Origin of the sequence: Frigoribacterium sp. CFBP9029 (genome assembly GCF_034045305.1) — a bacterium.
In the GTDB taxonomy this organism is placed as follows: Bacteria; Actinomycetota; Actinomycetes; order Actinomycetales; family Microbacteriaceae; genus Frigoribacterium.
Genome location: NZ_JAXCWB010000004.1, coordinates 221,141 through 233,110, shown reverse-complemented (window position 1 = coordinate 233,110; position 11,970 = coordinate 221,141). Strand labels below are relative to the sequence as shown.

Here is an 11,970-nt window from a genome sequence, read left to right as displayed (position 1 = left end):
CCGGTCGGCACGCCCCCCGAACTGAACCAGGAGCACCCATGGCCGCGTACGACGCCGTGATCGAGATCCCCAAGGGAAGCCGCAACAAGTACGAGGTCGACCACGAGACCGGTCGCGTCTACCTCGACCGCGTGCTCTTCACGGGCTTCGTCTACCCGACCGACTACGGGTTCTTCGAGAACACCCTCGGGCTCGACGGCGACCCCGTCGACGTGCTGGTGCTGCTCGACTACCCGCTGTTCCCGGGCGTGGGCGTGAAGGTCCGCCCCGTGGGCGTGTTCAACATGACCGACGACGGCGGCAGCGACGCCAAGGTCATCGCGGTGCCCGCGAAGGACCCGCGCTGGGAGCACATCCAGGACATCTCGGACGTGCCCGAGTACCTCCGCAAGGAGATCGAGCACTTCTTCGAGCACTACAAGGACCTCGAGCCCGGCAAGTGGGTCAAGACCGAGGGCTGGGGCGACGCCGCCGAGGCCGAGGCCATCGTCGAGGCCGGCATCAAGAAGCTGGCCGACGAGGGTCACTGACCTCCGCCCGCAGCACGCAGAAGGGGCCCCGCGCGATCACGCGCGGGGCCCCTTCTGCGTGCTGAAATTCATCCGACCGCAGTCACCAGTTGCACGCTGCCGCAGGATTCTTTTTGATGACCGATGCCGGGATACCGCGCCGCCACCCGTCCCAGCTTCGACGTCTGCTCTCAAGATCGACGTTGACAACTGCAAGCAGACCGACGACATGGCAATCCCACTGCTGAGCCATGGTGCGATATTGCATCGAGTTCGGATGATGTTGACGGAGATCCGCGAGGCCCGCTGAGTAGACGAAGCCTGGATTCACGAGCTGCGTTGCACGAGCCAGAGCAGTGACTGTGAACCTAATCTCGTAACCGCCGTTCCTCCATCTCTCGTGTTTCACCTGGCTGATCATTCCGTGGGAGTACGCGGGATCTGCCGTGATCGGGTAGATCACTCCATCGGCGTCTTTGTGATCAACGACCTGCGTCAGCGTGTGCCCGTCGAGCTCATATCGTGTTGGGACTTCGGTCCCGGCCGCGTCGAGTGCCCAGGCTGGTGTGAAACCACCGATGAGGACTCCCAGCCTTGTCTCAAGGAAGATCAGGCCGCCGTCCTCGCGCACGACAGTTCCCTCCGGGAGTTCCAGGTCGTAGTCGAAGCGCTCGGGAGCTTCCGGGCCGTCCAGGATTGTCGCGATCTGCAGGGTCCCGTCTTCTTTGACGGCTGTCGTCGTCCTCGTTCCGTTGAAGTTCTCGGATGCAGTCACGCCGTCCTGGACCATAAATGCTGAGGACGAGTCGCTTTCAAAGGGGCGCCCGATACCCACGGTCGCGACGTCAGATTCGATGCGGATACTCTCGTTGCCGGCGCGCGGAACGGCAACAGTCACGTCATCGAGTTCGAGAAGCATCGACATTTCCGTCGTGGCGCTTGCCTCGGTCGTCGTCTCCGCCAGAACGTGCCTATCTTCCTCGACGGTCGCCCGGGCCACCTGGTTCAAGATTGAGCGAACGTCACGGACGGAACCGGAGTCGTCAGCTTGCGCAGCACCCGCAGTGACCACCAGCGCGGAGATCGTGATGAGGCCGATCAACGAGCTTGACCTTCGTGCAGACATAGGTAAACCTTTCGTTTGCAATAACAGTTGATCGAAAGGTAGCCCTAGTCGTGTTTCGAAGCAAGACCGTCGTCGCGATCTGCGTTGGCATCGTTCTCATCCTCGGGGTACTCGTCTGGATCCAGATGACCGGCGCTCTGGCCATCTTCTTCGACCCTGAACCGGAGTTGGATCTTTGAATCTCTGCCTTTCACCCCCACAGGCTCGCTGACCAGGCTGACGCGCGGGGGTCGGCTGAGCGCGCCGACCTCTCTGCATCCGAAAACCCGACGGATCTTGCAATCGAGGAGTTCATCAACCGGGCGACAGCTGGCCTTGCGCCCATCTGACTTAACGAAGACGTGTGCCGCTTCCAGAAGCTCGCTCTCTGGGCGCTGATAAGCGAGAACCTGGGCCGGTAGCGCTCGACAACTAGTTGGACCGGTGGACGTCGAAGTCCGCACTCGTTGCAGCCGCATCCAACACACAAGGAGCGCTGCTCGGAGACAGCGTCTGCCCGCTACAGCGTGATGCCCCGCTGCGCCATGAAGGCGACCGGGTTGGCGGCCGTGCCGTTGATTCGGGTCTCGAAGTGCAGGTGGCAGCCCGTCGAGTTGCCGGTCGAGCCGACGTGCCCGATCTGCTGGCCGAGCGCGACCCGCTGGCCGACGCCGACCATGATGCCGCCGTCGGGCTGGTGTCCGTAGGCCGTCGTGATGCCGTTGCCGTGGTCGATCAGCACGTAGTTGCCGTAGCCGCCGTACCAGCCGGCGTAGACGACGGTGCCGGCCGTGGCGGCGAAGATCGGGGTGTTGCAGGCGGCGGCCAGGTCGGTGCCCGCGTGCAGGATGTAGGCGCCGGTGACCGGGTTCACGCGCATGCCGAAGCCGCTCACGACGTTCCCGCCCGACGGGCGCGTCCAGCCGAAGCTCGACGTGACGCCCACCGGGGTGCCCGAGGTCGGGCTGCCGAGACGGGCGGCGCGGGCCGCAGCCTCGGCCTCCTTCTTCTTGCGCTCGGCCTCGCCCTTCTCGAACTGGGCCTGTGTGGTGTCCGCGTTCGTCTTGAGCGAGACGAGCTGCGCCTGGAGGCGGGCGCCGTTCTCCTGCTGCTCAGCGAGCGAGTCGGCGGCGGCCCGGGCCGCCTCGTTGGCGACCTCGAGCGCGGCCTGCGCCTTCGCGGCCAACTCGCCCAGCGCCTCCTCGGCCACTGCGGCCTGGTCGGTCAGCGACTGCGCCGTGTTGCGATCCTGCGTGGCCTGCGAGTAGATGCCGTCGGCCTGCTCGGTCAGCTTGGTCATCGCGCCGAGCTTGTAGAGCAGCTCGCCCGCGTCGCCCGGGTCGGCGATCAGGGTGCCGGTCATGTCGTTGCCGTTGCCGCCCGAGCGGCCGAGCTGCGCGGCGAGCTGCCCCGCGCGCTCCTCGCTGGCGGCGGCCACGGTCGCCGCCGAGTCGGCCTGATCGCGCAGCTGCTGCGTCTTGAACTGCGCTTCGTCGAAGGCGGTCTGCGCCTTCTGCAGGATGTCGCCCTTCTTCTTCGCGTCGGCGTTCTTGCGGTCGAGGTCCTTCGTCATCTCGTCGAGGATCTCCTCGAGCCGCTTGATCTCGGCGACCTTCGCGGCCTCGTCGCCGCGTGCCTTCTCCACGTCCGCCCACGACGGGTAGCTCGCCGCCTGAGCCGAGTCGACGGGACCGCCCGTCACGCCGACGCCCACGCCCGCGACCAGAGCGAGGGCGACGACCACGGCGGTCGCCCGACGGCGGCGACGGGTCGAGGCAGCGGGGCGCGACGCACCGGAGCGGTCGAGGAGGCGGAAGAGACTCATGCAGGATCGATTCGTTCGAGAACGGGGTGACGCCGCCTGCGGCCCCTCAGACCTTCAAGCGCAGGTCGAAACTAACGGCGCCCGACCCGTCCGGGGGGTGACACGCCGGAGCGACGTCGCGGTCGGCGGTCGGAGACGCCGGCCGCGCACGGGCGATCGCCGACCACGTTTTGCATTAACGCCGCCTGGTCCGTATGCTCGTCTCTCGGTTGCTCTGTGCTCTTCGGAACACACGGCCCCATCGTTTAGTGGCCTAGGACACCGCCCTTTCACGGCGGCAGCACGGGTTCGAATCCCGTTGGGGTCACTGGTTCGGCAACGATCCAGAGTCCGGTTAGTATAAGTAGCAATTGTTTGGCCCTGTAGCGCAGTTGGTTAGCGCGCCGCCCTGTCACGGCGGAGGTCGCCGGTTCAAGTCCGGTCAGGGTCGCCAAGGCGAGTTTCTCGTCTGGAGGGCCAGTCCCTCCCGGTGGGCCAGAGAGTCGAAGCACCTGTTCGATCAGGCCCCCACGGCTGGGTAGCTCAGTTGGTAGAGCGTTCGACTGAAAATCGAAAGGTCCACGGATCGATGCCGTGTCCAGCCACTCAAGGTCCCGTCTCGGCGGGGCCTGTCGTCTTTAAGCCGGGTATCGGGTCGCTGCCGGGTATCGGATCACTGCCGGGTCACGGATCACTGCCGGTCCTCGGGCGCGGTCGTCGCGCCGGCCGCTGCGAGGTCGCGTGAGCATCGGCCACGACCCCGGCGTCGCGCATCCGCGCCACCGCTGGCTCGACCCGCTGCTGGCCGGTCTCCTGGCGTTCGTGGTCGCCGGTGTCGGCAGCTGGATCCCCTCGTACTGGAGCGACGAGGCGACCACCGTGATCGCCGCCCGCATGCCGCTGCCCGACCTGATCGCGTTCCTGGGTCAGCGCGACGCGGTGCACAGCGTCTACTACCTGATGATGCACGCCTGGATCGGCCTGATGGGCGAGAGCGAGTTCGCCACGCGCCTCCCGGGGGTGCTGTTCACCGGTCTCGGGGCCGCGGGCGTGCTCGTGCTGGTCCGCATGCTGACCAGCCGCATGACGGCCGTGCTCGCCGCCGTCGTCTACGCGGTGCTGCCGCGCCTCACGCTCGAGGCCATCGAGGCCCGGCCGTACGCCCTCACCGCCGCCCTCGCCGTCTGGGTCACCGTGCTGGTGCTCGTCGCGTCGCGGCGTCAGAGCTGGTGGTGGTGGCTCGCGTACGGCGCGGGTCTCGCCGCGTCCATCGCGACGTTCGTCCCCCTCGCCCTGATGGTCGTGGTGCACGGCGTGTTCCTCGCGTTGGCACCGGCTCAGCGCCGACGTCGGGGAGCCCGCCACCGCCTCCTCGGCTGGTCGCTCTCGACCGCAGCCGCGCTGCTGGCGACGGCGCCGATGATCGGCACGGTGCTGAGCGAACGCAGCCGACTGCTCGGTTCAGATGACCCCTCGACCGGGGCCGACATCACATGGTGGACGGTGCTCGTCGAGCCGTGGTTCGCGACGTCGATCGCGTACGCGGTGATCGGCCTGGTGCTGCTCATCCTGCTCGGCACGCGGTTGCGCGACCGGGCACGGACCCCGGGCAGCGTCGTGCTGCTCGGAGCCCTCTGGGTCGTGCTGCCGGTGGGTCTGCTGCTGATCGCCGGTCTCGCGCTCGAACCGGTCTTCCAGGCGCGCCTCGTCGTGTTCGCGGCGCCGGGCATGTGCCTGCTGCTGAGCGTGGCGATCACCGGGTTCCGGCGTCGATGGGTCAGCATCGCGCTGATCGCCCTGCTCGTCGTCGCCTCCGCCCCGACCTGGGTGCTGCAGCGGCAGCCGACGGGCAAGGGCGGTGCGGCCGACCTGCGTCAGATCGCGGGCTACATCGAGCAGCAGGCCCGGCCCGGCGACGCGTTCGTGCTCGACGCCTCGGGCACGGTGTCGACCCGGCCCCGCCAGGCGTTCTACGCGTACCCCGACCGGTTCGACGGGCTCGACGACGTCGCGTTCGTCCGCTCGGGCGCCGCCGAGGGCCGCTTCACCGACGTGACCCTCGGCCTCGACGACGAGACGCAGCGCGCCGAACTGCAGGAGCGCCTCACCGACGTCGACCGCCTGTGGATCGCGCGGCTGCAGATCGATGCGCTCGACGACCCCGACCTGAACACCCTCGGCGGCTTCGGCTACGACCTCGCGCAGGAGCACCGCACGGGTCGCAGCGTCGTCTACCTGTTCGTCCGCCCCGACGGTCGCGGCTGAGCGGCGACCGCCGAGGAGGCGCGGGTCGGTTCGACCGTCAGCGTCGCAGATCGAGGGTGCAGCACTTCACCCCGCCGCCGCCCAGCAGCAGCTCGGAGAGGTCGACGCCGATCGGGTTGTAGCCCCGCTCGCGGAGCTGACGCTCGAAGCCCGTCGCCCGGGCGGCGATGACGACGTTGTAGCCGTCGCTGTACGAGTTGAGCCCCAGGATGGCGGCGTCGTCCTCGTCGACGAGGATCGCATCCGGGAACCGCTCGCGCAGCACCTCGAGCGAGGCCGCGTCGAAGGCGCTCTCGAGGTAGGCGATGTTCTGGCGGCCCTCGACGGGCTCGGGGTCGAGCACCGCGATGGCCGTGTCGAGGTGGTAGAACGCGGGGTTCACGAGGGTGAGCCCGACGACCTCGCGACCGAAGACCCGCGCGACCTCGTCGTGCGAGCGGGTCGAGGTGCGGAACCCGGTGCCGGCCAGCACGACGTCGCCGACGAGGAGCAGGTCGCCCTCGCCCTCGTTGATCTCGTCGGGCACGGCGACGTCGAAGCCGGCCTCACGGAACCAGTCCATGTAGGCGGGGCCCTCGGGCTGGCGCTCGGGGTAGGTGAAGAGGGCGCCGTAGGCCTTGCCGTCGACGACGAAGCCGCCGTTCGCCGCGTAGACCATGTCGGGCAGGCCGTCGATCGGGTCGATCAGGTGCACGTCGTGACCGAGGCCGACGTAGGTGTCGTAGAGCACCTGCCACTGGGCCACCGCCTTGGCGGTGTCGGTGGGCGCCGCGGGGTCCATCCAGGGGTTGATCTTGTAGCTCACGGTGAAGTGGTCGGGTCGGCACATCAGCACCGTGCGCGGGGTGGCTCGACGGGTGATCGGGGGCTGGGGGTCTCCGGCGGTGTCCACGGAGTCGCTCGTGATGCTCACGGGTGCCAGTGTCACACGCACCGGGCGCAGGAGGCCGGGCTGCGACGCAACGAATGTGCGTTATGGGCCAGGATCACGCAACTACTTGCCGTAGGGTCTCGGGGTGGACAATCTCGACTTCGGCATCATCGACCTGCTGCGCCAGAACGCCCGCGCCGGCTACGGCGACATCGGGGCGTCGGTGGGGCTGAGCGCCTCGGCGGTGAAGCGACGTGTCGACCGCCTCGTCGCGGACGGCGTCATCAAGGGCTTCACGGTGCAGGTCGACCCGACGGTGGACGGCCTGGGCACCGAGGCGTACGTCGAGCTGTTCTGCCGAGGCACGGTGTCGCCGCAGGAGCTGCAGCGGATCCTCAGCACGGTGCCCGAGGTCGTCGACGCCGGCACCGTCACGGGCAGCGCCGACGCCATCGTGCACATGCGCAGCCGCGACATCCCGTCGCTCGAGGAGGCGCTCGAACGCGTCCGCAACGCCCCGAACGTCGATCACACCCGCAGCGCGATCGTCCTGTCGAAGCTGATCAGCCGCCACCCCGCCTGAGCGCGCCGCGCCGCGCGCCGGGTCCGTGGTCAGAAAGCGCCCTTCACGAGGCCAGGAAAGACGACTACCGACCACCGAGCCCGGCCTCGCCCCGCGCAATGCGTCGAGTGGTCAGAAGATGTCCTTCGCGAGGCCACCAAGGACATCTTCTGACCACTCGAGCGCGGGCGCGCCTGACCTCGCGTGACCGAGCGCCGAGCACTGCGCGTGGCGTCGCCTCGCGTCGCGTCGCGTCGCGTCGCGTCTCATTGGTCAGAAAGCGCCCTTCGCGATCCCACCAAGGGCGACTACTGACCACCGAGCCCGGCCTCGCCCCGCGCGCAACGAGTCGAGTGGTCAGAAGATGCTCTTCGCGAGGCCACCAAGGACATCTTCTGACCACTCGAGGCGCGAGCTCGCCTGACCTCACGTGACCGTGCGCCGCGCGTCGCGTGGCGTCGAGTGGTCAGAAGGCGCCCTTCGCGAACCCACGAAGGGCGACAACTGACCACCGAGCTCGGCCTCGCGCCGCGCGCAACGCGTCGAGTGGTCAGAAGATGTCCTTCGCGAGGCCACCAAGGACATCTTCTGACCACTCGAGGCGCGAGCTCGACCCGACCCGGGCGTGGGCGTGGGCGCGGGCTGAGGCGCAAGCCCGACCCGACCCGACCCGGGCGTGGGCGTGGGTTAGCGCGCGAGCGCGGGCTCGAGCACGGGCCCGCCCGGCGCCCGCACCCGCACCCGCGTCAGAGCCGCAGGTCGCGGAGGGCCGCCTCGGGTCGCCCGTCGCGGTGGGCCGCGACCGTGACCGTCTGCTCGTGCACGAAGGGGAGCAGCTCGACCCGGCCCTCGTCGGTGACCTCGCCCGTCCAGATGGCGACGTCGGCGCTGTGCCCGACGGCGGATGAAAGCTCCGTCCGCCCCCGGCCGACGAGGCGGATGCGCAGCCCGCGGTAGTCGGCCACACGACGGCGCTGGGCGGCGGAGGGCGTCATGCCGAGCTCGATCGCGGGGTCGTCGACGTCGTCGATCTGCTGCAGCGACCCGACGGCCGCACGGTCGAAGAAGGCCTCGTCGCTCTCGACGATCACCGCCCCCACCTCGACGGGCGACTGCGGAGACGTGATCAGCAGATGGAGCGCCGCGGGCAGGGGCAGAGCGGTGCTGAGGTCGATGCGCGCCCCCGCCCGGGTGGCTGCGGCGATGAGACGGACGAGGTCGACGGGGTCGCCGCCCGACGCGAGCCGCAGCACGACCGACGCGGGGCGGTGACGCAGCACGGTGCGCTCGACCTCGAGGCCGCCGAGGGCCCGCGAGGCGCCGAAGACGTCTCGCCAGGCGCGTTCGTCGCTGCGAGCCGCGGCGCGGATCCGGTCGAACTCGTCGAACGAGAGGTTCGCACGGGCGGCCTCGATCAGGCGGACAACCGGCTCGGAGACGCCGTCGAGCTGCAACGACTTCTCGAGCGACCGGGCCGCTCTCGACCAGGCGCCCTGCGCGATGACGGTGTGCGCGCCTCCTGCGGCGGTGGTCCGCCCGACCGACGCGCGGCGGCGCCCGCCCGAGGGGCTCCGACCCGCCCGAGGTGCGGCGACGGCGCGGTTGACCACGAGCGAGCCGACGTCGAGAGCCTCGAGCCACTGCTCGACCTCTTCGACGTCGAGCGAATGCAACCCGGCCGTCGACGAGCGCTCGAGCGCCCCCTGGAGGTCGACCGCCTCGGCGAAGGTGTCGACGTGCACGAGTCCGAGCACGGGCCCGCCCGGCATGGGGCGGGTGAAGGCGCCGCCCGGGCGCACGCCGTCTCGGATGCCAGGCCGCCAGAGCACGCCGTCGTCGTCGAGTCGTTCGGGCGCGACGAGCCAGGATTCTCCGGGGTCGAGCTCGGTGAGGGCGGCGAGCAGCGGCCCCTCGGCGGGAGCGATCAGCGGCCCGACGTCGGTGGTGGCGGCGTCCGGCCGGCCGACCCGCAGCGCGGCGACGGCGTCGACCAGACGACGACGGAAGCCCGCGGCCCGCGACCTCGACCCCACGACGACCACGAGCCGGGCGGCCCAGGGCGCCTGACCGGCGTGGGCGAACGCGCCGGCCACGACGTCGACGGCCGCTCGGTCGAGGTCGGCGGTCTCGGCGACGACGACGGAGTTGAGCCCGGGCGTCTCGGCCCAGAGCTCGCGGTCGCCCCGGAACGAGCGGACGCCCGCCGCGGTCTCGAACGGGCCGTGCAGCACGACGCGGTCGACGGCCGGGTGCACGAGCAGATCGTGCGCCAGCCCGAGGTCGTCGACGATCGCCGTCGCGACGAGTTCGGCGGGCACGCCGGCCGAGCGGAGCAGGTCGGCGACCACCGAGGCGGTGCGGCATGCCTCGGACGCGGGGCGCACGACGACGCCGCTGCCCGCCGCGAGCGCCGCGGACACCGAGCCGACCAGGGTCGAGACGGCGGAGTCGGCCGTCGGCACGACGACGGTGAGCCGAGGAGGCGCGTAGCGGGCCCCGCGGACGTCGCCCAGACCGCGGGCGAGAACCGCGTGCCACCGGGCGGCGTCGACCGCCGCGCCGACGTCGAGGGCCGCCTCGCTGAGCGTCGCACCCGTCTCGCTGATCAGGACCTCGATCAGGCGGGCCCGGTGGGAGTCGAGCCGGGCGGCGACGGCGTCGAGCAGGGCGGCGCGCTCGGCGTGGTCGCGGCGACCCCAGGCGACTCCGGCCTGGACGGTGCGGGCGACGGTCTCCTCGAGCCGACTGTGATCGGGCACCCGGGCGCCGTCGATCTGCGCGAGACCGAGCTCGGACGTCTGCGCGGCGACGAGGATGCGCCGGCCCCATGCCCGGGCGAGGTCGAGCGCCGGGTCGGCGTCGGGGGTGTTGACGAACCCGGTGCCCGACTCGACGCCGGAGGTCGGATCAGCGGGCCCACCCGCCGCGGTGTCGCCGCCGGGCGCGCCCTCGGTCCCCGCCGCGGCGTCGACGCCGGCAGCGACCGCGACCGACCGACGGTAGGCGGCGACCTCGCGCTCGAACCCGGGCCCGTCGGCCGGGTCGACGCCGACGGGGCCGCCGATGAGCCCCCTCACCAGCCCGCCGATCGCCGCGTCGAACTCCTCCGGCGGTGCGACGGGCGTGTACATCGCCATGCCGCCGACCTCGGCGGCGACCGCCCGGGTCTGCGCCGGCGCCAGCCCGTGCACGGCCTCGAAGACGACGTGGGGTACGACGTCGCGCCGCTGCGCGAGGGTCCAGGCGTGGGCGAGGTCGAGCAGGCTGTGCGTCGCGACGCCGACGTGCGCCACCGCGGCGTTCTCAGGACGCAGGGCGTGGTCGAGCAGACGCCGGTACGACGCGTCGGTCGCGGCCTTCGTGGGCAGGGTCGGCGCGGGCCGCGCGTGACGGGACGCGTCGACGGCCTCGGCGGCGAGGTTCGCGCCCTTGACGAGTCGGATGCGGATCGGGGCCCCGCCGTCGGCGACCCGCTGCCGTGCCCAGTCGGTGAGCAGCTCGAGCGTCGCCAGGGCGTCGGGCAGGTAGGCCTGCAGGGCGATCCCGGCCTCGAGGCGCCTCAGCGAGGGCTGGTCGAGGAGGCGCGTGAAGACATCGACGGTCAGGTCGAGTTCGCCGCGCCTGCCCATGTCGAGGTCGATCAGCGTCGGCACCCGGCCGGCGAGCGCGAGCTCGTACACCGGGGTCAGCCGGGTGACCAGGGCCGAGGCGGTCTCGTCGAGGGCCCACGGGCCGAAGGGGCCGCCGACGTCGCGCAGCGAGACCGACACGTGGTGCACGTCGTCGCGGGCGACCAGGTCGCGCAGCCGCGCGAGGCGGCGGTCGGCCCCGGCCGGGCCGATGACGGGCTCGCCGAGCGGGGCGAGGTTCGGTCGCGAGCCGTCGGACGCCAGCGCGGACAGGTGCGAGCCGAGCTTGTCGGGGCTCTCGTCGACGACGAGGTGCTCGACCAGGCGCCGGAACGCCCGGCGGGCGACGGGCATCACGGCGCGCGGCGCCAGGGGGCCGAACCCGCCCCCGGTCGAGACGGCGGCCCGCAGGTGCCAGGGCAGGGAGTCGGGCATCGCCCGGCTGAGCTGGTCGAGACGACGCGCCGCGACGGCGTGGTCGTCGACGAGCACGACGCCGTCGACGAACGCGGCCGTGAACTCGAGGCCCTCGGCGTCTCGGACGACGCGGGCGAGACGGGTCGCCGACGCCTCGGCCGGGGAGTCTCTCGCGGCCCGGCGCCACCGACCGGCGGTCTCGACGGTCTGCTGCGTGAGGTCGGCGGCGTTCACATCGGACATGGCCCGAGGATATGCCGGACCACCGTCTCTACACTGGGCGAATGGCCCACGAACTGACCGACGACGAGTGGGCCGTCTGGGATGCGTTCTACGCCATGCGCCGACGTCTCGATCGCGCGCTCGAGCTCCGACTGCACACGCAGTCGGGCGTGTCGGCGGCCGAGTACGAGATCCTGGTGGGGCTCGGTCGCAGTGCCGACCGGCGCCTCCGGGTCCGTGACATCGCCGAGCAGATCGGCTGGGAGAAGAGCCGGGTCAGCCATCAGGTCACGCGGATGGAACGCCGCGACCTCGTGCGCCGCTCGGACTGCTCGACGGACGGTCGGGGCACCTGGGTCGAGCTCACCGCCGACGGCCGCCGCGCCATGCTGACGGCGACCCGCGGTCACACCGCCGCCATCGGCGAGTACTTCGTCGCGGCCCTCGGACCGGACGCCGCCGCGCTGCACTCGTTCTCCCATCGGGTGCTCGACGCGATCGGCGGCGACGCGTCGCCCGACGCGCCGACGGGCCGCCCGGCGGCCTGAGCCGCCGCCTCCGCGCGCCCGACTCCGCGCGCCTGTCG

Annotated in this window: 8 protein-coding genes and 3 tRNA genes; 7 read left to right on the top strand and 4 right to left on the bottom strand. The window is 71.0% G+C overall.

The features are described 5' to 3' along the window. Positions 1-38: 38 nt before the first annotated feature. Complete coding sequence (gene ppa, locus SOM11_RS07750; RefSeq protein ID WP_055799285.1) at positions 39-530, top strand: inorganic diphosphatase; 492 nt, start codon at positions 39-41, stop codon at positions 528-530. 82 nt (positions 531-612) lie between these two features. Here the strand turns inward: ppa and SOM11_RS07745 are convergent, their stop codons facing one another. Then, the gene (locus tag SOM11_RS07745; protein ID WP_320477684.1) at positions 613-1,611 is read right to left on the bottom strand and encodes a hypothetical protein; all 999 of its coding nucleotides are present in this window, start codon (positions 1,609-1,611) and stop codon (positions 613-615) included. A 523-nt stretch (positions 1,612-2,134) separates the two neighbouring features. Then, on the bottom strand, positions 2,135-3,439 hold the full coding sequence (locus SOM11_RS07740; RefSeq protein ID WP_320477683.1) for a peptidoglycan DD-metalloendopeptidase family protein: 1,305 nt from the start codon (positions 3,437-3,439) through the stop codon (positions 2,135-2,137). Between the two features lie 234 nt (positions 3,440-3,673). Here SOM11_RS07740 and SOM11_RS07735 point away from each other — a divergent pair. The 4 genes from SOM11_RS07735 to SOM11_RS07720 all read left to right on the top strand — a co-directional run bounded on the left by SOM11_RS07735 (position 3,674) and on the right by SOM11_RS07720 (position 5,683). Then, positions 3,674-3,746 (top strand) — tRNA-Glu (locus tag SOM11_RS07735). A 49-nt stretch (positions 3,747-3,795) separates the two neighbouring features. Next, positions 3,796-3,872: transfer RNA gene (locus SOM11_RS07730), tRNA-Asp, on the top strand. Between the two features lie 78 nt (positions 3,873-3,950). Next, positions 3,951-4,023, top strand: a tRNA-Phe gene (locus SOM11_RS07725). 136 nt (positions 4,024-4,159) lie between these two features. Next, positions 4,160-5,683 carry a glycosyltransferase family 39 protein gene (locus SOM11_RS07720; protein WP_320477682.1) on the top strand — a complete coding sequence of 508 codons (1,524 nt, stop codon included), beginning with the start codon at positions 4,160-4,162 and terminating at the stop codon, positions 5,681-5,683. A 37-nt stretch (positions 5,684-5,720) separates the two neighbouring features. Here SOM11_RS07720 and ddaH read toward each other — a convergent pair whose 3' ends face one another. Next, positions 5,721-6,575: a dimethylargininase gene (gene ddaH, locus SOM11_RS07715; RefSeq protein WP_414655456.1), complete on the bottom strand. Its 855-nt coding sequence runs from the start codon at positions 6,573-6,575 to the stop codon at positions 5,721-5,723. A 124-nt stretch (positions 6,576-6,699) separates the two neighbouring features. Between ddaH and SOM11_RS07710 the strand changes: the two genes are divergently transcribed. Further along, positions 6,700-7,137 carry an Lrp/AsnC family transcriptional regulator gene (locus tag SOM11_RS07710; protein WP_192061143.1) on the top strand — a complete coding sequence of 146 codons (438 nt, stop codon included), beginning with the start codon at positions 6,700-6,702 and terminating at the stop codon, positions 7,135-7,137. Between the two features lie 725 nt (positions 7,138-7,862). Here the strand turns inward: SOM11_RS07710 and SOM11_RS07705 are convergent. Beyond that, the gene (locus SOM11_RS07705; RefSeq protein WP_320477681.1) at positions 7,863-11,405 is read right to left on the bottom strand and encodes a proline dehydrogenase family protein; all 3,543 of its coding nucleotides are present in this window, start codon (positions 11,403-11,405) and stop codon (positions 7,863-7,865) included. A gap of 41 nt (positions 11,406-11,446) precedes the next feature. Between SOM11_RS07705 and SOM11_RS07700 the strand changes: the two genes are divergently transcribed. Continuing rightward, a complete protein-coding gene (locus tag SOM11_RS07700) occupies positions 11,447-11,932 on the top strand; it encodes a MarR family winged helix-turn-helix transcriptional regulator (protein WP_243215031.1) in 486 nt (161 codons plus the stop codon). Positions 11,933-11,970 lie beyond the last annotated feature (38 nt).

Bases quoted from the DNA above. Each gene is read 5' to 3' on its own strand.
- ppa (WP_055799285.1), top strand. From the start codon at position 39: ATGGCCGCGTACGACGCCGTGATCGAGATCCCCAAGGGAAGCCGCAAC.
- SOM11_RS07740 (WP_320477683.1), bottom strand. From the start codon at position 3,439: ATGAGTCTCTTCCGCCTCCTCGACCGCTCCGGTGCGTCGCGCCCCGCT.
- SOM11_RS07705 (WP_320477681.1), bottom strand. From the start codon at position 11,405: ATGTCCGATGTGAACGCCGCCGACCTCACGCAGCAGACCGTCGAGACC.
- SOM11_RS07700 (WP_243215031.1), top strand. From the start codon at position 11,447: ATGGCCCACGAACTGACCGACGACGAGTGGGCCGTCTGGGATGCGTTC.